This is a genomic window from Kribbella qitaiheensis, from assembly GCF_014217565.1.
GTDB classification, from domain to species: domain Bacteria; phylum Actinomycetota; class Actinomycetes; order Propionibacteriales; family Kribbellaceae; genus Kribbella; species Kribbella qitaiheensis_A.
Genome location: NZ_CP043661.1, coordinates 5,151,938 through 5,172,469, shown reverse-complemented (window position 1 = coordinate 5,172,469; position 20,532 = coordinate 5,151,938). Strand labels below are relative to the sequence as shown.

At 67.8% G+C, this 20,532-nt stretch carries 23 protein-coding genes; 11 read left to right on the top strand and 12 right to left on the bottom strand.

Annotated elements, in window-relative coordinates:
* The first annotated feature begins 256 nt into the window (after positions 1–256).
* The 4 genes from F1D05_RS24560 to F1D05_RS24545 all read left to right on the top strand — a co-directional run bounded on the left by F1D05_RS24560 (position 257) and on the right by F1D05_RS24545 (position 4,613).
* A complete protein-coding gene (locus tag F1D05_RS24560) occupies positions 257–1,297 on the top strand; it encodes an alpha/beta hydrolase (protein WP_246485937.1) in 1,041 nt (346 codons plus the stop codon).
* Positions 1,298–2,431 carry an MFS transporter gene (locus F1D05_RS24555; protein WP_185442774.1) on the top strand — a complete coding sequence of 378 codons (1,134 nt, stop codon included), beginning with the start codon at positions 1,298–1,300 and terminating at the stop codon, positions 2,429–2,431.
* Positions 2,432–2,518: 87 nt separating this feature from the next.
* Positions 2,519–3,265, top strand: coding sequence for an esterase family protein (locus tag F1D05_RS24550; RefSeq protein ID WP_185442772.1), 747 nt, complete (start codon positions 2,519–2,521; stop codon positions 3,263–3,265).
* Between the two features lie 106 nt (positions 3,266–3,371).
* Positions 3,372–4,613 carry an ATP-grasp domain-containing protein gene (locus tag F1D05_RS24545; protein WP_185442770.1) on the top strand — a complete coding sequence of 414 codons (1,242 nt, stop codon included), beginning with the start codon at positions 3,372–3,374 and terminating at the stop codon, positions 4,611–4,613.
* Here F1D05_RS24545 and F1D05_RS24540 read toward each other — a convergent pair.
* From F1D05_RS24540 to F1D05_RS24530, 3 genes are read right to left on the bottom strand one after another with little or no spacing between them, the layout of a single operon-like run.
* On the bottom strand, positions 4,605–4,940 hold the full coding sequence (locus F1D05_RS24540; protein ID WP_246485936.1) for a hypothetical protein: 336 nt from the start codon (positions 4,938–4,940) through the stop codon (positions 4,605–4,607). The two genes, F1D05_RS24545 and F1D05_RS24540, sit on opposite strands and share 9 nt — an antisense overlap.
* Positions 4,937–5,977 carry a serine hydrolase domain-containing protein gene (locus F1D05_RS24535; RefSeq protein WP_185442768.1) on the bottom strand — a complete coding sequence of 347 codons (1,041 nt, stop codon included), beginning with the start codon at positions 5,975–5,977 and terminating at the stop codon, positions 4,937–4,939. The genes F1D05_RS24540 and F1D05_RS24535 overlap by 4 nt, the downstream gene beginning before the upstream one ends.
* Positions 5,974–6,420 carry an ArsR/SmtB family transcription factor gene (locus tag F1D05_RS24530; protein ID WP_246485935.1) on the bottom strand — a complete coding sequence of 149 codons (447 nt, stop codon included), beginning with the start codon at positions 6,418–6,420 and terminating at the stop codon, positions 5,974–5,976. The genes F1D05_RS24535 and F1D05_RS24530 overlap by 4 nt, the downstream gene beginning before the upstream one ends.
* A gap of 59 nt (positions 6,421–6,479) precedes the next feature.
* On the opposite strand from F1D05_RS24530, the gene F1D05_RS24525 reads away from it, so the two are divergent.
* Positions 6,480–7,349 carry an amidohydrolase family protein gene (locus tag F1D05_RS24525; RefSeq protein WP_246485934.1) on the top strand — a complete coding sequence of 290 codons (870 nt, stop codon included), beginning with the start codon at positions 6,480–6,482 and terminating at the stop codon, positions 7,347–7,349.
* A gap of 4 nt (positions 7,350–7,353) precedes the next feature.
* On the opposite strand, the gene F1D05_RS24520 is transcribed toward F1D05_RS24525, so the two are convergent.
* Positions 7,354–8,139, bottom strand: coding sequence for an epoxide hydrolase N-terminal domain-containing protein (locus F1D05_RS24520; RefSeq protein ID WP_185442764.1), 786 nt, complete (start codon positions 8,137–8,139; stop codon positions 7,354–7,356).
* 265 nt (positions 8,140–8,404) lie between these two features.
* On the opposite strand from F1D05_RS24520, the gene F1D05_RS24515 reads away from it, so the two are divergent.
* Positions 8,405–10,237, top strand: coding sequence for a glycoside hydrolase family 2 protein (locus tag F1D05_RS24515; protein ID WP_185442762.1), 1,833 nt, complete (start codon positions 8,405–8,407; stop codon positions 10,235–10,237).
* Positions 10,238–10,347: 110 nt separating this feature from the next.
* On the opposite strand, the gene F1D05_RS24510 is transcribed toward F1D05_RS24515, so the two are convergent.
* Positions 10,348–11,424 carry a YeiH family protein gene (locus F1D05_RS24510; RefSeq protein WP_246485933.1) on the bottom strand — a complete coding sequence of 359 codons (1,077 nt, stop codon included), beginning with the start codon at positions 11,422–11,424 and terminating at the stop codon, positions 10,348–10,350.
* A gap of 268 nt (positions 11,425–11,692) precedes the next feature.
* Between F1D05_RS24510 and F1D05_RS24505 the strand changes: the two genes are divergently transcribed.
* Positions 11,693–12,469, top strand: a complete 777-nt coding sequence (locus F1D05_RS24505) for a GntR family transcriptional regulator (protein ID WP_185442758.1) — start codon at positions 11,693–11,695, stop codon at positions 12,467–12,469.
* Positions 12,470–12,481: 12 nt separating this feature from the next.
* On the opposite strand, the gene F1D05_RS24500 is transcribed toward F1D05_RS24505, so the two are convergent.
* Entirely contained in the window at positions 12,482–13,441 is a 960-nt protein-coding gene (locus F1D05_RS24500) for an MBL fold metallo-hydrolase (protein WP_185442756.1), read from the bottom strand.
* 130 nt (positions 13,442–13,571) lie between these two features.
* On the opposite strand from F1D05_RS24500, the gene F1D05_RS24495 reads away from it, so the two are divergent.
* Both F1D05_RS24495 and F1D05_RS24490 read left to right on the top strand, forming a co-directional pair.
* The gene (locus F1D05_RS24495; RefSeq protein WP_185442754.1) at positions 13,572–14,453 is read left to right on the top strand and encodes a LysR family transcriptional regulator; all 882 of its coding nucleotides are present in this window, start codon (positions 13,572–13,574) and stop codon (positions 14,451–14,453) included.
* Complete coding sequence (locus F1D05_RS24490; RefSeq protein ID WP_185442752.1) at positions 14,450–15,406, top strand: serine hydrolase; 957 nt, start codon at positions 14,450–14,452, stop codon at positions 15,404–15,406. Before F1D05_RS24495 ends, F1D05_RS24490 begins: the two co-directional genes overlap by 4 nt.
* Here F1D05_RS24490 and F1D05_RS24485 read toward each other — a convergent pair.
* Together F1D05_RS24485 and F1D05_RS24480 are read right to left on the bottom strand one after the other, a co-directional pair.
* Positions 15,403–15,798, bottom strand: a complete 396-nt coding sequence (locus tag F1D05_RS24485; protein WP_185442750.1) for a RidA family protein — start codon at positions 15,796–15,798, stop codon at positions 15,403–15,405. The two genes, F1D05_RS24490 and F1D05_RS24485, sit on opposite strands and share 4 nt — an antisense overlap.
* A 99-nt stretch (positions 15,799–15,897) precedes the next feature.
* Positions 15,898–16,533 (bottom strand): flavin reductase family protein, encoded by a 636-nt coding sequence (locus tag F1D05_RS24480; RefSeq protein WP_185442748.1) that lies wholly within the window; start codon positions 16,531–16,533, stop codon positions 15,898–15,900.
* A 65-nt stretch (positions 16,534–16,598) separates the two neighbouring features.
* Between F1D05_RS24480 and F1D05_RS24475 the strand changes: the two genes are divergently transcribed.
* Together F1D05_RS24475 and F1D05_RS24470 are read left to right on the top strand one after the other, a co-directional pair.
* A complete protein-coding gene (locus F1D05_RS24475; protein ID WP_246485932.1) occupies positions 16,599–17,306 on the top strand; it encodes an ArsR/SmtB family transcription factor in 708 nt (235 codons plus the stop codon).
* Positions 17,307–17,459: 153 nt separating this feature from the next.
* On the top strand, positions 17,460–17,699 hold the full coding sequence (locus F1D05_RS24470; protein WP_185442746.1) for a hypothetical protein: 240 nt from the start codon (positions 17,460–17,462) through the stop codon (positions 17,697–17,699).
* Positions 17,700–17,886: 187 nt separating this feature from the next.
* Here F1D05_RS24470 and F1D05_RS24465 read toward each other — a convergent pair whose 3' ends face one another.
* The 4 genes from F1D05_RS24465 to F1D05_RS24450 all read right to left on the bottom strand — a co-directional run bounded on the left by F1D05_RS24465 (position 17,887) and on the right by F1D05_RS24450 (position 20,481).
* On the bottom strand, positions 17,887–18,660 hold the full coding sequence (locus F1D05_RS24465) for a GAF and ANTAR domain-containing protein (RefSeq protein ID WP_185442744.1): 774 nt from the start codon (positions 18,658–18,660) through the stop codon (positions 17,887–17,889).
* A 175-nt stretch (positions 18,661–18,835) separates the two neighbouring features.
* A complete protein-coding gene (locus F1D05_RS24460) occupies positions 18,836–19,498 on the bottom strand; it encodes an anti-sigma factor family protein (RefSeq protein ID WP_185442743.1) in 663 nt (220 codons plus the stop codon).
* Positions 19,495–20,004, bottom strand: coding sequence for a sigma-70 family RNA polymerase sigma factor (locus F1D05_RS24455; RefSeq protein ID WP_185442741.1), 510 nt, complete (start codon positions 20,002–20,004; stop codon positions 19,495–19,497). Before F1D05_RS24455 ends, F1D05_RS24460 begins: the two co-directional genes overlap by 4 nt.
* 54 nt (positions 20,005–20,058) lie before the next feature.
* Complete coding sequence (locus tag F1D05_RS24450; protein WP_185442740.1) at positions 20,059–20,481, bottom strand: DoxX family protein; 423 nt, start codon at positions 20,479–20,481, stop codon at positions 20,059–20,061.
* Positions 20,482–20,532 lie beyond the last annotated feature (51 nt).

Sequence of the window (20,532 nt, the reverse complement as noted above, 5' to 3'; positions counted from 1 at the left end):
CTCACAGACGGATCGCGGCGACCTTACATCCCCAGGTGCGGCAGTTGATTTCCGTCAGTCTGCCGGGCGTTTGCCGGAACAGTTCCGGCAAAGCATTGTGGGGGGCGCCTCAGCACCTCGGACGAGAAGAGCCAGCACTGCGGATAGCGTCTACCGCGTACCACCGTGGCGCCGCCGGACCCATCCGGCGCGCCACGCACAAGTTAGGTGCCGGGCGGTTTGTGGAGAGATGGGGGTGACGTCGTACCGTGGGCGGATGTCTGAAACAGCGGTGCTGAGTGCGGTCGAGGGGGCTGAGGTGGTGTTCCGCCTCGCGGACCCCGAGCACGCGCTGCCCGGAGTACGGCTCTGGGAGGAGCTCGGGATCGCTGCCGAGCTGCTGGAGTTCAAGCCGGTGGACTACGGCTGGGAGCTGCGGCTCGCGCGGCCCTCGGTGCACCGGATGGAGTACTTGTTCGATGTCGCGGACCTCGGGATGCGGACGGATCCGACCAACCCGCGGGTGGTCGGCGGGGCGTTCGGCGAACACTCCTGGCTACCGCTGCCCGGGTACGTCGAGCCGCGCTGGATCGCTATCGAGCCGATCGCGGCCGACCTGACTCTGCTGGCGGTCGAGACGACGCCGGTAGGACCGGTCGACGTACAGGTCTGGGCTCCGGCGGGTATCGCGCCAGGATTCGAGCTGCCGTTGCTGCTGTCTCACGACGGGCCGGAGTTCGCCGCGTACGCTGGGCTGACGCACTACGCCGGAGCGATGGTTGCTGATGGCACCTTGCCGCCGTTCCGGTTGGCGCTGATCCGGCCGACTTCGCGAAACCTCTGGTACGCCGCGAACCCGCAGTACGCCGAAGCCCTGACCGGCCACGTGCTGCCCGCTATCGCCTCGCAGTACAAGAGCAAGCTGCCCGTACTGATGGGCGCGAGCCTCGGCGGGCTGGCTGCCCTGTACGCCGAGTGGCACCACCCGGGCACGTTCGACGGGCTCTTCCTGCAGTCGGCGTCGTTCTTCACCCTCAGCACCGACCCGCAGGAATCCAAGTTCGAGTACTACGCCGAGGTCACCGGATTCGTGAACCAGGTGCTCGAGGCAACCGCGGCCCCGACTCGCCCGGCGCTCGGGATGACGGCCGGGACACCCGAGGAGAACGTGCACAACAACCGCGTGATGGCCGCCCACCTAACCGAACTCGGCCTGGACGTCGACTTCAACGAGACACCCGACATGCACAACTTCACCGCCTGGCGCGATGTCTTCGACCCGACCCTGACCGAACTCCTGCAGCGCACCTGGAACTGAGTGATCAAAACACTTGCCGGGTTCGGTGCCTTCGGTCTGTTCTGGGGTGCGTGGGGTGCGAGCCTTCCCGCGGTCAAGGCGGAGGCGCAGGTCAGTGACGGCCAGTTGGGAGCCGCTTTGCTCATGGTCGGTCTCGGTGCGCTCGTCTCGATGCGGTTCACCGGCTACCTGATCGATCGGTACGGCGGCGTCGTGCTGCCCGCTGTCGTCCTGCTTTTCGGCCTGTGCGGAGTGCTGCCTGCCCTGGCCAACTCGGCCGTCACTCTCGGTGCGACACTGTTCCTGCTGGGTGCCACTTCTGGCGCAACCGACGTAGCTATCAACGCGACCGGCTCCACGGCCGAGGCGACTACCGGCAAGCCGCTGATGAACCTGGCCCACGGGCTGTTCTCGATCGCCGTAGTCGTAGCAAGCCTCGGTACTGCGGGTCTACGCGCGGCCGGCGCCGGTGCGCTGCCAGTACTCGGCGGTGTCTTCGTCCTGATCGCCTTGGTCGTCGTAGTTGTCCTCGCACCCGGCTCACGGAACTCAGCCCCGCGAGTCGTCGAGGAGAAGGCGCCACGCAGGCTGGAGCCCGCTTTGCTGGTCTTCGGCGGCCTCTGCGCGCTGGCCTACGTAGTGGAGAACGCCTGGCAGAGCTGGGGCGCTGTACACCTCGACACGTCACTGCACGCCGCTCCTGCACTCGCCTCCAGCGCTGCAGCTGTCTTTGCCGCAGCTGCAGCCACTGGGCGGATCGGTGGCAACGCTCTGCTCAAGCGATTCCATCCTGTTCAGCTACTGGTCGTCGGAGGAGCCGTGGCCGCCGTCGGCACGGTCGTAGCCGCTACGGCCGGTCAGGCTTGGCTGGCCCTGGTCGGGATCGGGATAGCCGGACTTGGTACGTCGGTCTGCGCGCCGACCATCATCGGCATGGCCGGCGCTTGGGCGGGACCCGAGCGACGTGCAGGCGCAATCTCCACCGTTACCACCATCGCCTACCTGGGCTTCCTGCTCGGCCCGGCTGCGGTAGGTGCCGCCTCCAGCGCGTGGTCGTTGCCGGTGGCCCTCAGCGGTGTCTCAGTGCTCGCCGTGTTCGTCGCTGTACTCGGACCGGTGGCCGGACGCGCGGTCGCCGAGCAGCGAAGCTCATGACATGGAAGGGTTACCGAAAAGGCGCCAAGTACTGGATCCTGACCTGACCTGACCTGACCTGACCGGATCGCGAGAGAGTGAGGCCGCATGGAACGCGAGCAGGTCGAACTGGAGGCACCGGGGCTGGACCGGCCGGGCACGCTGATCCGGTACGGGCACTACGGGCGACCGGTGCTGGTGTTCCCGAGCGAACAGGGCCGTGCCTGGGACTACGAGAGCAACGGCATGGTGGAAGCGGTCGCGGACCTGATCGAGGCCGGCCGGATCAAGCTGTACTGCGTTGATTCGTACGACCACGTCAGTTGGTCCGACCGCAGTCTGCCGCTGGAGGAGCGGGCTCGCCGCCATGGGCTGTACGAGTCATGGATCCTCGACAAGGTGGTGCCTGCGATCGGCGGCGATACTCCGGGCGCGGGGGACATCATCACGACCGGGTGCAGCCTTGGCGCCTTCCATGCGCTCAACTTCGCGCTGAAGCGGGCCGATCTGTTCCCGATCGCGATCTGCCAGTCCGGCAACTACGACGCGTCCAGCTGGCACCCGTGGGGCGAGCGCGGCGACGCGCTGTACTTCAACAACCCGGCGGACTACCTGCCCAACCTGGACGGTGAGCACCTCGACTGGTTGCGCAACCGGGTGTTCCTGGTGCTCACGGTCGGCCAGGGCGACTGGGAAACCAACCCGACCGGCTCCCTGCCGTCGGCGCGCGCGACCAGCGCGGTACTGGCTTCCAAAGGCATCCCCCACGAGCTGGACCTGTGGGGCCACGACGTAGCCCACGACTGGCCCTGGTGGCGCAAGCAGATAGCCCACCACCTGCCACGATTCTGCTAGCCGCCCCCCATCGCCTGTTGGCCGCCCCCATCGTCTGTCGGCCGCCCTCTTCGCCTTCCTTCCTTCCTTCCCTTCCCTTCCTTTCCCTGCTTGTTAGGAGTTCACCGTGGCTGACCGCTCTCAGCACTTGATCGGGTTGTTGCTCGGCGCCGAGGAGGACTGGCCGCAGGCCTTCGAGGGGCTGCTGCGACAGGTCGGCCCGGTCACCGACAGCGGCACGACCCACGAGTTCAGCACCGAGCGGCTGACGATCGAGCCGTTCGACCTCAACGATCCGGTCCGGGTCGAGCTGGTGATCGACCGGCTCGCGTACTGGTACTACCACCCGCGCGAGTGGCTGAAGAAGGCCGCACTGATGAACGGCACCTACCTGCTGAACTCGCCGTTCACCTTCCAGGCGATGGAGAAGCACAGCGCGTACTGCGCGATGCTCCGGCTCGGCCTGAAGATCCCGCGGACCGTGCTGGTGCCGTACAAGAACCCGGTCGACAACGTGCGCTGGGCGTACACGTCGGCGAAGTACAACAAGTCGTTCGACCTGGACGCGATCGCGGACGACCTCGGCTACCCGATGTACATGAAGCCGTTCGACGGTGGCGGCTGGCGCGGCGTCTCGCGGATCAACAACCGCGAGGACCTGCACAAGGCCTACGACGAGTCCGGCGAGATGCTGATGCACCTGCAGGCCACGGTCGAGTACGAGAAGTTCGCCCGGGCGCTGTCGATCGGCGCCGAGACGATGGTGATGGACTTCCAGCCGGACGAGCCGATGCACACCCGGTACGCCGTCTCCCATGACTTCCTCAGCCCGTCGGCCGGCCACCAGGCGGTCGCGATCAGCCGGATCGTGAACGCGTTCTTCGGCTGGGAGTTCAACTCCTGCGAGATGCTGGTCAGCGGCGACTCGGTGCACCCGATCGACTACGCGAACGCCTGCCCGGACGTGGCGATCACCTCGCTGCACTACTACTTCCCGTGGGCGATCAGCGCGCTGGTGAAGTGGTCGATGTTCTCGCTCGCGACCGGCCGGCGGACCAAGGTCGACCTGCACACCGAGCGGTACTTCGCGATCGCCGACGACGACTCGCTCGACTACGACGCGAAGATCGAGGCCTACCTCGCGCTGGCCGACGAGTACTTCGACACCGCCCGCTACCAGGAGTGGTGCGCCGAGAACCTCCCCGACTTCGACGAGCGACTCGTCGACTGGGTCCGCGGCGACGACTTCGACCGCATCCTGCGCGAGACGGTCGCCGCCACCTACCCGGCCCACGAGCAGGAGAAGTTCCTCGCCCATTTCCGCGGCCTCACCGGCCTGTGGGTCTCGGACCAATCAAAGTCAAAGTAGGACAACGATGAGTGCGGTGGCGATCACCAACTGGATCGCCGCCGAGGTCGCGCGCCGTCCGCCTCGTCGCGAGTTCGTCCACTGCAGGTCAGGCCAGGCCCAGCCGGCCCGTACGACGCTTGTCGCCAGCAGTAGCAGCCCGATCAGCCACAGCCACGGCGGCACCGCCTGCCAGTCGACGGTCGTCCGGGCGAAGAGCAGGAAGAGGAATCCGACCGCGAAGACCACGACGACGTCCAGCCGGTCCCGGAGCTTGCGGCCGTTGAGCTGCCAGAGGACGAGCAACGGATAGCCGATCGCCAGGACCAGCACGATGATCGTCCTCACGACTGCGCCGCCAGTAGCTTGGCGCCGAAGTCGTTGACGGAGGCAGCTACATCGGACAGCACCACCACGGCTCGCTTCCGCTCCAGGTCGACGCCGACGAACGCGCGATAGCCGCCGGTGCCGCCGTCATGCCACACCATCGAGTGATCCGTACCGGGCAACGGGCTGGTGATCCAGAACAGCCCGATCCTGTCACCGTCCTCGAAGCCCCGCCGGGCCGCCAGCGCCTCGACGCCGGTGCCTCGCAGCAACGACTGCAGCATCAGCGCCATATCGCCCGATGTGGACACGACGCCGCCGGCCGGCCCGTACCCGTCCTGCACCCACGGCGCTTCCTTCCGCCCGCCTGAGCTGTAACCGTCCGGAGCGGCATCGGCCTGGTCGACGGCGACCCGGGTCTCATTCATCTGCAGTGGCGTGAGCACTCGTTCGGTCAGCAGATCCGGGTAGCTCTTGCCGGCCTTGCTGGCGAGAGCCTGACCGAGCAGCGCACCGCCGAGATTCGAGTACGCCGGTTTGCCTCGACCGCCGGTGCCAGCGGCCCGGGCTTGGCCGAGCAGCTGGTTGACGTCGTACGGGTAGGGATTGCTTGCGGACCAACTGGCGAGGAACGATCGCGCGACGACGAGTGGCTTGTGTGAGGTGTTGGGCAGACCCGAGCTGTGGGTCGCGAGCTCCTCGAGGGTGGCGTTGGCGACGTCGGTGCCGTCCAGGGGCAGTAGCGAGCCGACTTGCTGATCCAGCCGCACCTCGCCACGGCGTACCGAATCTGCCAGCAACAGACCGGTCATGGCCTTGCTGATGGAACCGACCTCGAAGCGGCCGTGCTCGTTCGCGCCCCGCCCGGCGAACACCATCGAGTTGTCCCCGATCACCGCGACGGCCAATCGGTGCCCGGGGCCCTCATAGTTCTGGTCGATGAACGCCTGCAGTTTGTCGTCACCGGTCCGGGCCGCATCCAGGTCCAGACCTCGCGGCCGGACCAGCCAGCCACCGGCCGTCAGCGCTATCGCCAGCAGTACGGCGATGAGTTTCATGCTCGCCCCTCCAGAGCCGCCAAGATCGTCATCAGCGCGACCACGCGAGGCGGGGGTACGGCGAAGACGCCGCGGCTGGGAGTGTGCAGCCAGCCTTCCGCAGTCAGCTGACGCAGATGGTGGTAGATCTGCCCGCTCGTGCCAAGACCCTGGACCTCACTGAGCGCATTGACTGTGCTGGTTCCGCGCAGGATCTGCTGCAGCAGCGTCAGTCGCACCGGGTTCCCGAGCGCCGCGAGCGCCCCGGCCCACTCCGTCCAGTCCGCGTCGAGCACGGCTGGCTCGACCCCGTTCGAGGCAAGTAGAGCGCGTCCGACCGGTGCGGAGTCGTCGGTCTGCGGAAAGCCCGCGGCCTGTGGACGACGGCGGGTGGAAGCGCCGGATTCCAGCGCGGCGATCCGCCGTTCCAGCTCCGCGAGCCGGTTATCCACAGCTTCTTCCACACTGTGGATAGTACGTAGTTACGTATGTATTGCAAGTACGGCGCACTAACATGGCGTGGGTGCGAGACGAAGAGGTCCCTGGGTGGTGGCAGCGGCTCGGGCTGGACGGTCTGATGGATGTACACGTCCACTTCCTGCCGGACGGGGTGATGGACGCGGTCTGGCGATACTTCGACCAGGCCGAGAAGCACTACGGCACGCCCTGGCCGGTGACCTACCGAACGCCCGTGGCCGAGCGACTGGAGACGCTGCGCGCACTCGGCGTACGGCGGTTCCCGGCCCTCGTCTATCCGCACAAGCCGGATATGGCCGCCTGGCTGAACCAGTGGGCCCGCGACTTCGCCGCAGCGACGCCTGGCTGCGTCCCGAGCGGCACGTTCTACCCGGAACCGGGCGCCTCGCAGTACGTGAAAGAGGCTCTGGAGCTGGGCACCCGGATCTTCAAGGTGCATGTCCAGGTCGGTGACTACGACCCTCGCGACGACGAGCTCGACGCGGTCTGGGGCCAGCTGGCGGAGGCCGGCGTACCGGTGGTCGCGCACTGCGGATCGGGGCCGATCCCCGGCCGCCACACCGGCCCCGGGCCGTTCGGCGAGGTACTGCGGAGACACCCTCGGCTGACCGCGGTGATCGCTCACCTGGGCATGCCGGAGTACGCCGAACACCTCGCGCTGGCCGAGACCTATCCCAACGCGCACCTCGACACCACGATGGCGTTCACGCCGTTCGTGGAGGCGATGATGCCCCTCGACCCGTCCCTACTGCCGCGACTGGCGGCGCTCCAGGACCGGATCGTGCTCGGCTCGGACTTCCCGAACATCCCGTACGAGTACGCCGTCCAGCTGGAATCGCTGGAGCGCCTGGAGCTTGGCGACGACTGGCTCCGCGCCGTCTGCTGGCACAACGGCGCTCGTCTGCTCGGCGCCTGATCCGCTACTCAGTCGGTAGCTGCGAGGCGAACCAGGCGAGGGTGAGGCCGGTCAGCAGCGCGTCGCGGTCGACGTCGAGGTTGACCAGCTGGGCGTTCCAGGCCAGGAGCGCCGTACTGAGCACCAGAGCCGAGACCTGCCGGCCCTCATTGAAGGCGGTCAGGCTCTCGTTGAACCAGCGCACCTCGGCGAGCTCGGCCGCATCGAGTCCTCGTTGCTCGGCCTTCGCCTCGGTGACTTCCGTGTACGCCGGGGTCGCGTCGATGCCGTGCCGATCGTCGCCGACCTGGTACTCGTCGTACCCGAGTCGACTCATCAGGTCGTCCCAGCCGGCCGCGCTGCGTCCACTCGGTGACCCACCGGGAGGCCCGGCCAGAGCTGTCCAGGCGATCGACGGGATCACCAGGTGATAGTTGCCCGTCGCCTCCAACCGGCCGGCCGCGTCGAGCACGTCCATCACGCCACTCGGCCAGGCGTGGGTGAGCAGCACCGGACGCGCGTCGGGACGGACGGAGCGCAGGTGCAGGAAGTGGACGAACTGACCGCTGATCTCGGTGCTGTAGTGGGAGTAGGCGCTCAGGCGGCGCTCATGCGCGCGCCAGTCGTACCCGCCGACCCAGTAGTCCAGGAGATCGTCGGCATAGGCGAGCGGGACGATCCGGTCCAGGCCCGCCGCTATGTAGGCGCCGCCGTCGCGGAACGCCCGGAGCCGCTGGTACAGCGACTCCAGGTCTGCCTGCGGCACCCGAAGCCGGAGCTCCCGGACCTCCGCAGTTCGCTCGATTCCCACCCGACGACCTCCACGCCTCTCCCCGTTGTCGATCCTGCTCTTCCTCAGATGATGCCTCGAACCCACAGTTGGTTCGGTGCCCACCTCCTTTCTAACGAGGCTCGGACCTCTTCGGTCATTCCGACGGCTGCAGGTTGCTGCAATTCGAGCTTTGGGGAAAAGTATTGACAACGCTGTCTCAGTCGGCGCTCGAGCGATTGCTGAGCCAATTCCAACGTTGTAGTGTCATCGCGACCGCGCACGCGACCTCACCGGAGGCCCCTCGATGTCATCCACCCCAGCCCAGCCCGGAGTCCCCCGCGGCGAACACCCCCGGCCGCAGTTCGTCCGGCCCGACTGGCTCAATCTGAACGGCGAGTGGCAGTTCGAGATCGACACCGCCGACTCCGGCCTGGAGCGCGGCGTCCGCGACCGCGACCTGCCGGACCGGATCGTCGTCCCGTTCGCCCCCGAATCCCAGCTGTCCGGGATCGAGAACGTCGACTTCCTCGAAGCCGTCTGGTACCGGACCACCGTCACCGTTCCGGCCGACTGGTCCGACCGGCAGGCAGTCCTGCACTTCCAGGCCGTCGACCACGACGCCACCGTCTGGGTGAACGGCGTCGAGGTGGTCCGGCACCGCGGCGGCTTCACGCCGTTCTGCGCTTCGCTGGCCGGCGTCGCCGAGCCCGGCGAGGAGGCCGTGATCGTCGTGCGCGCCCGCGACACCCGGTACGGCGTACAGGCTCGTGGCAAGCAGAGTCAGCCGTACTTCAACGCGGACTGCCACTACACCCGCACGACGGGGATCTGGCAGACCGTCTGGCTGGAGGCCGTCCCCGTTGTGCACCTGGGGCGCCCCCGGATCTCGCCGGATGTGGCCGGGTCGTCGTTCCACCTCGATGTGCCCGTGTCGGCGAACAAGCCGGGCTGGAAGGTCCGAGCCATCCTGTCCGACGACGCCGGCGAAGTGGTCAGCGCCGAGGTCCGGGCCGACCTGGACCTCGCGCCGCGACTCGTACTGCCGATCCCCGCGGACCGAGTCCGGCTATGGGACACGACCGACCCGCACCTGTACGGCGTACGGTTCGAGCTCGTCGATGCCGATGGCACCGTTGTGGACAGCGCCGAAAGCTATACGGGCCTGCGCTCCGTGTCGATCAACGGTCAGGCCATCTTGATCAACGGCAAGCATGTCTTCCAGCGCCTCGTGCTGGACCAGGGTTACTGGCCGGAGAGCCTGATGACGGCTCCCTCGGAAGAGGCCTTGGTGGCCGACATCGAGCTGAGTCTGGCGGCCGGTTTCAACGGCGCCCGACTGCACCAGAAGGTGTTCGAGGAGCGATTCCTCTACCACGCGGACCGCATGGGCTACCTCGTGTGGGGCGAGTTCGGCGACTGGGGTGCGGGCGTCGCCGGCACCGGGGACGACAACCAGCAGCCGACGGCGTCATTCGTGACGCAGTGGCTGGAGGCGGTCGAGCGGGACTACAGCCACCCGTCGATCATCGGCTGGTGCCCGACGAACGAGACGCACCAACTGCTGCACGACAAGATCACGCAACTGGACGACGTGACTCGTGCGATGTTCCTGGCAACGAAGGCGGCCGACACTTCGCGGCCGGTGCTGGACGCGTCGGGGTACTCGCATCGGGTGCCCGAGACCGACGTGTGGGACTCGCACAACTACGAGCAGGACCCGATCGAGTTCGCCAAGCAGATGGCCGGCCTCGCCGACGGAGCGCCGTACGGGAACACCGGTGGGCCTGACAACCGGCCGATCTCGCTCGCCTACAACGGGCAGCCGTACTTCTGCAGCGAGTTCGGCGGGATCTGGTGGAACCCGGAAGCGGCGAAGGCCGGCACCGGTAGCGACGCCGACTCGTGGGGCTACGGGCAGCGGGTGAAGGACGAAGAGGACTTCTACGACCGGTTCAAGGGTCTGGTCGAGGCGCTGCTCGGGAATCCGCTGATGTTCGGCTACTGCTACACGCAGCTGACCGATGTCTTCCAGGAGGAGAACGGGATCTACCGCTTCGACCGCTCGACCAAGCTCGACGTCGACCGGGTCCGCGCAGTACAGATCCAGGCTGCGGCGTTCGAAGTTGCGTCCGAATAGCCGTGGGGCGGGCCCCACAGCTGTTCGGACGCAAGGAGTTCGTGGGCGCTAGAGCAGTTCGTGCCGTCTGAGGGGAGTTTGACCCCGGCGGCACGGAGCTGGCGGGCGCGTCAGAGGGTGTTGGTGAGGAGCTGGAGGAGGAGGCTGGTGGTGGCTACTGCGACCCAGAGGATGGCGCCCAGAAGGAGCGGGCGGAGGCCGGCGGCGCGGAGTTCGGCGGGGCGCAGCGAGAGGCCGATCGCGGCGAGGGCGCAGGTGATCAGGAAAGTGCCGGTCAGCGACAGGCCGGACTGCCACGAGTCGGGCACCAACCCGGCACTCCGAAGTCCTGCGGCGGCGATGAACCCGACGAGGAACAAGGGCACCAGCTTCCGCCATGGCAACGTCCGCCGCTGCGCACCGGCAGCGCCGACCGCCGCACCGGCTCCCTCGACCTCGGTCGCTGCGGCTCGCCCGTCCACGACGGCGCCTTGAGGTGAGGTCGGGGCGACCGCGGCGGCGTCCGCCGTACGGGCGTCCCGGCGGGACTTCAGGAGGACGAGGGTGAGGACGATGGGGACGAGCGTGAGGGAGCGGGTGAGCTTCACGACGAGCGCCTGGTCGCCGGCCGACTGGGAGTAGGCGTAGCCGGCGGCGACTACCGAGGAGGTGTCGTTGATCGCAGTACCGGCCCATAGACCGAACGCTTCGGGGCTGAGGCCGAGAAGGTGGCCGAGAGGCGGGAACGCGAGCACGGCGACGACATTGAACGTGAAGATCGTGGCGAGCGCATAGGCCACCGACGATCGCTTCGCCCCGATCGCGGCTGTCGCGGCGGCGATCGCCGAGCCGCCGCAGATCGCAGTACCGACTCCGATCAACGTCTGGGTGTCACCCCGTACGCCGAGGAGCCTGCCGAACACCCAGGCGCCGCCGAGTGCGACCGTCAGGGTGCCGAGCATGACCGGAAGAGAGCTACCGCCGACGCGTACTACTTGCTGGAGCGACAGGCCGGTGCCGAGCACGACGATCGACAGTTGGAGCAGGTTCTTCGAGGCGAAGTCGTATCCGGGGCGCATCCGCTCGCTGCGCAGTACGGGCAGTGCAACCCCGGCCAGTACGCCGAGCAGGATCCCGAACACCGGACCGCCTACAACCGGCACCAGCCGCCCGAGCGGCACAGCAACAGCCGCCAGAACCAACACCACCCCGGCGCCAGGCAACCGCCCGACCCAGCTAACTGCAGGGGCCGGCGCCGAGTCTGATTGGGGGTGCTCGATCGTGGGAGCGGGAGGCGTGGACGCAGGGCTGAGCGAGGTGGGGGTCTTGCGGTGCTTAGGTGCCCTAACCTCGACGTGCAGCATGCGGCGGACCTCTCGACAGTAAATGTACGCACATTTACGCTAAGAGATGACCGGACATTTGGCAAGACGGCGGGCTGCGCCGTCCCTGGAACCAGTGGGAGCAGACGACCGGATGACCGAGCGCAGGCTCGACCGCAGTGGTGGTCAGACGCTGTGGAAGCAGTTGCAGCAGGACCTGGTCCGGCGACTGCGGGCCGGGGAGTTCGACGACCTCTTCCCCGGCGAACTCGCGCTGGTCGAGGACTACGCCGTCAGCCGGCACACCGTCCGGCAGGCGCTCGCGAAGCTCCGGGCAGACGGGCTGATCGTCGCCGAGCGCGGGCGGCAGCCGCGGGTCGCGACCACGCCCGAGATCCGGCAGCCGATGGGCGCGCTGTACAGCCTGTTCTCCTCGGTCGAGGCCTCCGGGCTGCCCCAGCACAGCGTCGTACGGGTGCTCGACGTCCGCGCGGACGGCGTGATCGCGAGCCGCTTGGACCTCGAGGGCTCGAGCCCGCTCGTCTACCTCGAGCGCGTTCGCTTCGCCGGCGACGAACCGCTCGCGCTGGACAGGGTCTGGCTGCCGAAGACACTGGCGGCCGGGCTGCTCGACGCGGACTTCAGCCATACCAGCCTCTACAACGAGCTCGCCAGCCGGACCGGGCTCCGCCTCGACCACGGCCGCGAGGACATCCGCGCGGTCAACCCGACCCCGGCCGAGCGAGCGCTCCTGCACTGCCCCGCCGACGCCGCGGCGTTCTCGATCAACCGCCTCGGGCACGCCCAGGGCCGCAAGATCGAGTGGCGCCACACCGTCGTCCGCGGGGACCGCTTCGCCCTGGCCGCCGAGTTCTCCGCCCACGAGGGCTACCGGCTGACCCCCGCCACCAAGGCAACCGCCCTTCACTGACCTGCGGGTGGGTCAGAGCGTGGTCGACTGAAGGTGGTCGACCACGACGAACTCGGCACCGGCCGCAGCCACCGACGTACGGAGTTTGGCCAGGCCGCCCCAGTCGACCGCCGGCTTGTCCAGCGGCTGGTCGAAGTCGTCCCAGTGCGTGGCGATCACCGTCTTGACCGGCTGGAGGGTGGCCAGCAGGCGATCGGTGACACCCGGCTCGCCGCCGGGCGCGGCCAGTACGACGTCCACCTGCAGATCGCGAAGTGCGGCGGGATCGAAGCCCGCAGTACTGAGACTCAAGATGCGCAGACCGCCGATGGTCAGCACGTACGCCAGCGTGCCGCCCTCGACGAGGTCCGCGATCGTGCGCGGCCTGGCCGGTACTGCGCCCGGCCGCGTCCCCGGGAAGGCGAATTGATGCCGCTTGCCGCCACACGAATGCACCGACCGGAAGACCTCGACAGTGAACCCCTCGAAAGGCAGGTACTCCCCACCCGACACCTGCGACAGCTGATCCGAAGGTGCGCGCAGAGCCCGGAGCAGGTTGAGGTGAGTCTCGTTGCCGAGCACGGTCGCCTTCGTCTTGCGCGCGATGTACGGCACGTCGGGAATGTGGTCGTAGTGACCGTGATGCACGAGGATCGCGTCGGCCGTGGTGACGTACCGATCGATGACCGCCGGCGAACTCACGATCCGCGTCGCCGGGTCAGCGGCCTCGGCCGAGTACGTGCCGGTCCGGAACCGGGTCAACCAAGGATCAGTCAGTACCACGTGCGCGCCGGAGCGGATCTGCCAAGCGTGATTCCCCCACCACGTGAACTCGACCGGCTCCCGCGCCGTGGCACTCAGCCCGGTCGCGGCACCACTCACACCGGTCGCCGCATCGGCTCCTCCAGCCACCCTTACGCCGGCCGCCCCGGCGACCGCCGCGGCCGTCGTCGCCGTACCGCCCAGCAAAATCCCTCTGCGACTGACTGACATCCCGTCTCCTCCCGTCCGCCGGACCGCCCGGCGAACGGACCTCAGTCAAGGTGCCTAACGCGACCAATGTCGAATATGCTCTTACACATGAACCGATCTGCTGGTGATATCGGCGCAGGTCAGCAGGGTCATGCTGACTGAGCGGCACTTGCAGATCTTTGTAGCGATCGCCGACGAACGGCACTTCGGCGCGGCTGCCAGGGTCATCGGCATCACCCAGCCTCCGCTGTCCCAGGGACTCCAGCGGCTGGAAGCCTTGGTCGGCGCCAAACTGTTCGAGCGCGGCCCCGGCCAGGTGGAGCTCACTCCAGCCGGCGCTGCGCTCCTGCCGTTCGCACGGCGGGCGCTCAACTCGTTCGACGAGTTCCATCAGGCCGCTAGCGTCCAAGACCCGGACGGGCCGGAGCTGCGACTTGGACTGGCCCCGGAAGTGCCGGCCGCCGTCGGTGCGGCATTAGCTGCTGCCTGCAGCGCCGCACTGCGCAGTACGAGGGTTTCCGTCGTCACTGCACCGACAAGCTCGCTAGTGCCTGCTGTAGCGACCGGGAGGCTCGGGCTCGCCGCAGTGCTGCATCCCGCAGTACTGGACGGCCTACAAGCTGGCCCGGTCACTCTGTTGCCGACCTGGGCGCTGGTACCGGCCTCACTCGTCCCCGACGACGGAGAGCCGCTGCATCTTCAGAAGCTCAGCGGTCTCCCAGTAGCGGTCCGACCGCGTGCCGAGGCTCCAGCAGCGCGCGATCTCTTCCTGGACACGCTCGCGATGCACCGCCCAACCGGCGGCACTGTGGTGGTCACAGACGAACGCGCTGGACTGGCGATGGCTGCAGCGAGTCAAGCGATCCTCTTGACCCCGGACCCGACGCTGGAAGCAGCAGGAGTCGGCCGCCATCGTCTGGTCGGCGACCCGCTCCCAGTCAGGCTCCGCTTGGTCTGGCCACAGTCCCGTACGCCGCCCGCCCTACCTGCCGAGGTCATCCCCCACCTGATCCAGGCCTTGACGGCGCCATGACCACGCCACCTCAGCCACGGTCGCCCGTAGATCGCGCCAGCGGCACCCACTCGACCGGAAGCCGCGCCGCTGCGGCGCGTTCGAGCGCGCGGATTCGCGCGATCTTCGAGGACGCCGGCGTTCGCGGTTGGCTGCACGCGACTCCGCTCGACCGGCCGGACGAGAGCGTCGAGCTCGACCCCGACGTCGTCGTACCGCTGGCGTCCGTCTACAAGTTGCCACTGCTGACCGGCTTCTGCCGCCTTGTCGACCAAGGCGAGCTCGACCCGCGAGAGCAGATCACACTGTTGCCAGCAGCAAGGACTCCGGGGCCGACAGGCCTTTCCCTGCTTGCCGATCCCGTCACCTTCTCGCGCCGCGATCTCGCCGTCATGATGATGACCGTCTCCGACAATGCCGCCGCGGACGCGCTCCTCGACCAAGTCGGCCTCGACCGGCTCGCTACGATCCTGCGCGACTTCGGCTTGGAGAAGACCCGGATCCGACGAGGAGCCGCCGACAGCCTCCGCGCGTTGCAACGCAGTACCGGAGCACCCGACCCCGCCGCCGCGCTCGCAGTACTGGCGGACAACGATCAAACCCACCCCGCCGGCGTCTACGAAGCGGCCAACGCCTCAGCAGGCACAGCGCGCGAACTCACGCGCCTCCTGGCCCTTCTGTGGACCGGCCAACTGCTCTCACCAGAGCAAACGCACTTCGCCCGAACCACAATGGAACGGCAGATCTTCCAGCACCGCATCGCGTCCGGCTTCCCGTACGACGGGGTGCGTGTCGCCGGGAAGACCGGCACCTTCGGAGCACTCCGGCACGAAGCGGCCGTGGTGACGTTGGCCGGCGGAGACGCGTACGCCGTCGCCGTCCTCACCCTCGCCGCAAGGGGAGACCGCCGCCTCCCCCGGGTCGACGCCGCCATCGGCGAAGCCGCCCGGGTAGCGGTCGACCTACTGCGCTAGTCGTTCACCACCGCGTAGGCCTCGACCTCGATCAGCGCCTCCGGGCTGAACAACGCGACCACCTGCACCGCAGTACTGGCGGGCGGGTTGGCCGTGTCGACGTAGGCGTCACGCGCGACTCGCAGAGCCGGCAGGAAGGCGATGTCGGTGACGAAGAAGTTGAGCTTCACGACATCCGCGAAGGTCGCCCCGGCCGCAGCGAGACAGCTGTCCAGGTTGGCGAAGATCTGTTGCGCCTGCGCTACCGGATCGCCGTCGCCGACCAGTTTGCCGTCGGCATCCAGCGCGACCTGACCGGCGATCGCCACCCAGCGTCCCGGACCGGTCACGACATGGCTATATCCGTTGCCCGGGGCAACACCTTCAGGCTTCGGATACGAGAGATTCGTCAAGATTCCTCCAATTGCGGACAGACCCCCATCCTCGCCGAACCAGGCAAGCCACACCACCGCATACTTCGCATGAATGCCTGGCCGAGCTCGACGTGGTGCTCAGCGGTGAAGAGCCGGACCGGCTGAAGCATGTGCTCGCGGCGTCTCGGTCCTGAACGACTCGCCGAGTTCCTGACCGAGGCCGAAGTAGTGCCGGAAGTTGTAGATGAGCGGCGACCAGGCGGCGGGATCGACGTACGACGTGCCCGGTACTACGACGCGCTCGTCCGCGTGCACCCGAAGCACCTTCGCCTGTACCACAAAGAAGTTGCCCGCAGCATCCAGTCGTACGTCGACCGCTCGCGCCTCGAACTGCAGGGGACATTCGGCGACCCGTGGCGGCCGGACCAGCTCGGACGGGACAGGCGTCAGCCCGGCGGTCTCGAACTTGGCCGGCTCGTACCGGAACCGGTCCTGCTTGCTCTCCGGAACCGGCCCGCGCCCGGTACAGCCGGCGATCCGCTCGACGTTGCGCCACAACTCCGGCGAGGGAAAGTTGATCACCAGGTCAGGACGCTGCCGGAGATTGGCGACTGTCTGGCCTTCCGCGCCCAGCCCGAGGACGACGACCTCGCCGAGCGCCCAGGCGGACGACATCGGGGCGAGATTGAAGGTGCCGTCGGAGTTCTCGGTGGACAACAGTTCGACCGGCGTTCCGACGTACAGGATGGACGGTTCGATCGTCAGGTGCGTCATACGTTTGACGCTACGAGCCGGACGCTTCGGTGTGCGCCGAACCATCGGCGAGGCAGGATGGTCGGGTGAACATAGCTAGCGAAGGGCAGGAGCTCGCCGCCTGGGCGCGAATGCTCGCGGACGGCACCCGGGCCACGGTCTGCCTCGCGCTGCTCGACGGCCGCGCCTGGACCGCCACCGAGCTCGCCCGCCTGGCAGGGGTTTCGCGACCGACCATCAGCGAACACTTGAATCAATTGGTGTCCGGCGGGCTGCTCACCGAAGTACGGCAAGGACGCCATCGGTACGTGAAGTTGGCCGGGCCTGAGACGGCTGAACTGCTGGAGGGACTGGCGGCGCTGGCACCCCGTCGTACGGAGGTCGCTACCAGCCTCGCCGCGGCGAGTAAGCGAGATGCCTTCGCGCGAGCGCGCACCTGCTACGACCACCTCGCCGGGCGGCTCGGCGTCGCGTTGACGGATGCGATGACCGAACGCGGGCTGCTCGACTGGTCGGACGGCGTCGTGCTGACGCCGGAAGGCCAACGCTGGTTGGAGAATCTCGGCATCTCGGTCGGCGGACGAAGCGGGCGGCCGCTGGTCCGGTCCTGCCTGGATGTGACCGAGCGTCGGCCGCACCTGGCCGGCCGGGTCGGGGCCGCGTTGTGCGAACACGCTTTGAAACAAGGCTGGGTGAGCCACATCACCGGTGGTCGCGCTCTCAAGGTGACCGGTTCGGTACGAGACCTCGGCCTGCCCGCCGGCGTAGTACAGGATCTCCTCTCCCGAGGCTGAGCCCATCTCCTGCAAGCTCCCCCGTTTCCGTCCTTGCCTTGCCGTTCCACTCCCCCTTTCCCTTCCTTCCCTTGCTGTTCCACCTCGTGAGATCCACGACAGCGAACACGCACTCGGTGGGCATTCTGCGCCGATCCGGCTTACCCTTCGGCCATGACTGGTTTCGAGCCCGACACCGAACTGGTGTCCCGTCTCTCTCTGCCCAGCCATGTGGTCGTCCTGGTGGACGGCCGCTGGCACCCCGGCTGGTTGATCGGCCGCGAGCACGAGGAGACGGGATGGACCGGGATGGTGCAGTACGAGGGCGACGACGGTACGGAGAAGACGGAAAGCCTGCCGGCGGACCGGATCGCCCTGCCGGAGTCGGACCGACCGACTGAGCGAGCATCGTAGGGGAGGCAACGCGCGAAGGCCCCCGGGGAGAAATCTCCGGGGGCCTTCGCACGTAACCACAGGTCGGGGCACCTCAAGCAACTGACGAGAACCCCGCCCCAGGCCCTTCGGGCGGTTGACCTGGGGCGGGATCCTCAGTGGCGTTACAGACGGTGTATCGGCGATCACAGCCCAGGTGTTACACGGATCAGGAAAGTTTCCTCGTCTGGATCAACCGCTTGGCGATCTCACGCAACCGCACGTTGCTGTCCTGCGAGTACCTCCGCAGTACGGCGAACGCCTGCTCCTCGCTCAGGTCGAAGCGTTCCATCAGGATCCCCTGCGCCTGGCCGATCAACCGCCGGGATTCGATCGCCTGCCAGAGACTGGACTCGCTCCGGGCGTTCGCGACCGCGACCGCCGCGTGATCCGCGAACACCTGGGCCGTCAGGTCGTCGGATTCGCTGAACCGGTCTACGGCGGGGTCGAAGAGGTTGAGTACGCCGACCGTGCTGCTCGGCGTACGGAGCCGTACCGACAGGACACTGCGCAGCCCGACGGTCGCCATCCCCGCCGACCACTGCGGCCAACGCTCGTCCGCCCACGCGTCGCCGCTGAGCATGCTCCGCTCCTCCTGCACAGCGTCGTACGTCGGCCCCTCGCCCAGCTCCACCTGCAGCCGGTCGGCCTCCTCCACCAGCGCGTCCGTACTGACCGCAGACTCCAGCCTTCCGCCGCGATGCGTCAGTACGACGCTCGCATGGCTGGTGGCGAGCCCGGCGAGTACGTACTCGAGGAACCGCTCGGCGGTCTGCTCGACATCGGGCCGCTCGTGCAGAACCTGGGCCATCCGGGCCAGTTCCTGGGCGAACTCGTCCTTCACGCTGCCCGGCCCGGAAGCGTCAGGGGGAATGTCGTCACGGGGGTAGGTCCTTGGAAAGTCGCTCAGGGCGGCATGCTGCGCCGCCGGCTGACTTCCCAACCGGGATGACCTTAACACCAGAGCTATGACCGAAGATCCGCCGGGAAAAGGGCGATCCCGGCGCACGTGGCTGAACGCCGGGACCTGGAGCCGATCTGCCTCTCGAGCGACTGGCCGCTCCTGAGTTCACTGGTGCCCGATTCGGTCCCAGCCATTCGTTTCCGGCCCTGATCGATCAGAAGTGCACGGCGAGGAGGATCCGGCCGGTCTCGGAACTTCTGATGTCGAGGGCACGGATCTCGCCGCGATGCAGCTTGGTGGTGGCGGCGGGCTTCACCGTCGTACCGGGTGCGGCGGTCCAGCTCGCGATCAGCGTCGCCTTCCCCGAACCGTCCGTCACGAACAGCTCGTACCCGCGAGAACGCTCGCTCGGCGTCGCGAGTTCGTCGTACCGGCAACTGATCTCGATCGTCGTACCCCACCGCTCGTCGACCAGCCGCGCATCCGCCGACAACTTGCTCGCCACCGTCTGCACCAGCTCCACGTAGTCGCCGGGCGGATCATCGCGGGCCAGCGGGATCGCCACCACCGCGCCGATCGCGGCAGCGGTGGCGGCGACCCCGGCGATCACGCCGGCGAACCGGACCCGGCGGCGCCGACGGTCGCGTTGCACCGTCCGCACCAGACCGGGCAGCAGGTTCGGCGGAGTGGCCGCGATCGTCGCGAGCGCACGGTCGTCCGGCAGCACCTTGAGAGTGCCCGGTACGCCGGCAAGCGACGCCACCTCCGCCGAGCACTCGGGACAGGTCCGCAGATGCTCCTCGTACTCGCGCCGTTCTTGCGCCGACAAAGCGCCGAGCAGGTACCCCGCGTCCCACTCCCGGTACCGATCGCTCATTCCTTCGTCACCCCCCTCTCCTGCAACGCCAGCTTCAGCGCCCGCAACCCGTAGTGCAACCGCGACTTCACCGTCCCGGCCGGGATGTCGAGCTCCGCCGCGATATCGGTGACCGTACGGCGCCCGTAGTACGCGCGCACGATCACCTGGCGATGGTCGTCCGACAACTGCGCCAGCGAATCGGACACCAGCCACGCGTCCAGTACGGCGTTCGCATGGTCGGCGCTCGGCCGTTCCGGCAGATCGTCACTGGCCACCTCCCGGTTGACCCGGGCGCTCCGCCGGTCATCGATGACAAGATTGCGCGCCACCGTGAACAGCCAGGCCCGGGCCCCCGCCTCGTCCTCGGTCAGGATCTGCGGCCGGCGCCAAGCGCGCAGCAACGTCTCCTGAACGACATCCTCGGCGAACCGGTCGTCCCCCGTCAGCCGGACCACGAACCGCCACAACGAAGGCGCGTGCACATCGTGCAACTCGCGCAGCAGCGCCGCCCGGTCGTCAGCCATCGGCACTCCTGCTCCGTCGTCATGGAACTTCATATCGGCTGCTACTCGGGGCCGTCAGTCTGACGCTGTCGCCAGCTCGCTTCTTTCTGTCCTCTTTAGCAGCGGGCTGCTCTCCAGCGCCCACGCTCCGGACCCGAGGAACGCGATCAACAGGAACGCGAACGAGAACAACGCCGCCTTCTCCCCGCCATTCTGCACGGGCAGCAAAGCCCCGGACTGATGCACGGTGAAGTACGCGTACGCCATCGACCCGGAGCACAACAACGCGGCGTACCGAGTCCCGAGCCCGAGCAACACCAACAACCCACCCACCGTCTGAATCGCCGAAGCCCACCACCCCGGCCACACCAGCGGCTCGATCCTCTCCACTCCCAGCACCCCGAACAGGGCAGCCACCCCATGCGTGGCGAACATGAACCCCACCACGATCCGGAACAACCCCACGACCTGGTCCTGCCAGCGCTCCAACACAGCCATAACTCACTCCTCAGGTGAACGGACGGGTTCCACGCCACCAGCCGGCCTCAC

What these genes read in the sequence shown, in the direction of transcription:
- F1D05_RS24560 (WP_246485937.1), top strand. Translation starts at nt 257, where the DNA reads ATGTCTGAAACAGCGGTGCTGAGTGCGGTCGAGGGGGCTGAGGTGGTG.
- F1D05_RS24550 (WP_185442772.1), top strand. Translation starts at nt 2,519, where the DNA reads ATGGAACGCGAGCAGGTCGAACTGGAGGCACCGGGGCTGGACCGGCCG.
- F1D05_RS24535 (WP_185442768.1), bottom strand. Translation starts at nt 5,977, where the DNA reads ATGAAACTCATCGCCGTACTGCTGGCGATAGCGCTGACGGCCGGTGGC.
- F1D05_RS24515 (WP_185442762.1), top strand. Translation starts at nt 8,405, where the DNA reads ATGTCATCCACCCCAGCCCAGCCCGGAGTCCCCCGCGGCGAACACCCC.
- F1D05_RS24505 (WP_185442758.1), top strand. Translation starts at nt 11,693, where the DNA reads ATGACCGAGCGCAGGCTCGACCGCAGTGGTGGTCAGACGCTGTGGAAG.
- F1D05_RS24500 (WP_185442756.1), bottom strand. Translation starts at nt 13,441, where the DNA reads ATGTCAGTCAGTCGCAGAGGGATTTTGCTGGGCGGTACGGCGACGACG.
- F1D05_RS24495 (WP_185442754.1), top strand. Translation starts at nt 13,572, where the DNA reads ATGCTGACTGAGCGGCACTTGCAGATCTTTGTAGCGATCGCCGACGAA.
- F1D05_RS24490 (WP_185442752.1), top strand. Translation starts at nt 14,450, where the DNA reads ATGACCACGCCACCTCAGCCACGGTCGCCCGTAGATCGCGCCAGCGGC.
- F1D05_RS24480 (WP_185442748.1), bottom strand. Translation starts at nt 16,533, where the DNA reads ATGACGCACCTGACGATCGAACCGTCCATCCTGTACGTCGGAACGCCG.
- F1D05_RS24470 (WP_185442746.1), top strand. Translation starts at nt 17,460, where the DNA reads ATGACTGGTTTCGAGCCCGACACCGAACTGGTGTCCCGTCTCTCTCTG.
- F1D05_RS24460 (WP_185442743.1), bottom strand. Translation starts at nt 19,498, where the DNA reads ATGAGCGATCGGTACCGGGAGTGGGACGCGGGGTACCTGCTCGGCGCT.
- F1D05_RS24455 (WP_185442741.1), bottom strand. Translation starts at nt 20,004, where the DNA reads ATGGCTGACGACCGGGCGGCGCTGCTGCGCGAGTTGCACGATGTGCAC.
- F1D05_RS24450 (WP_185442740.1), bottom strand. Translation starts at nt 20,481, where the DNA reads ATGGCTGTGTTGGAGCGCTGGCAGGACCAGGTCGTGGGGTTGTTCCGG.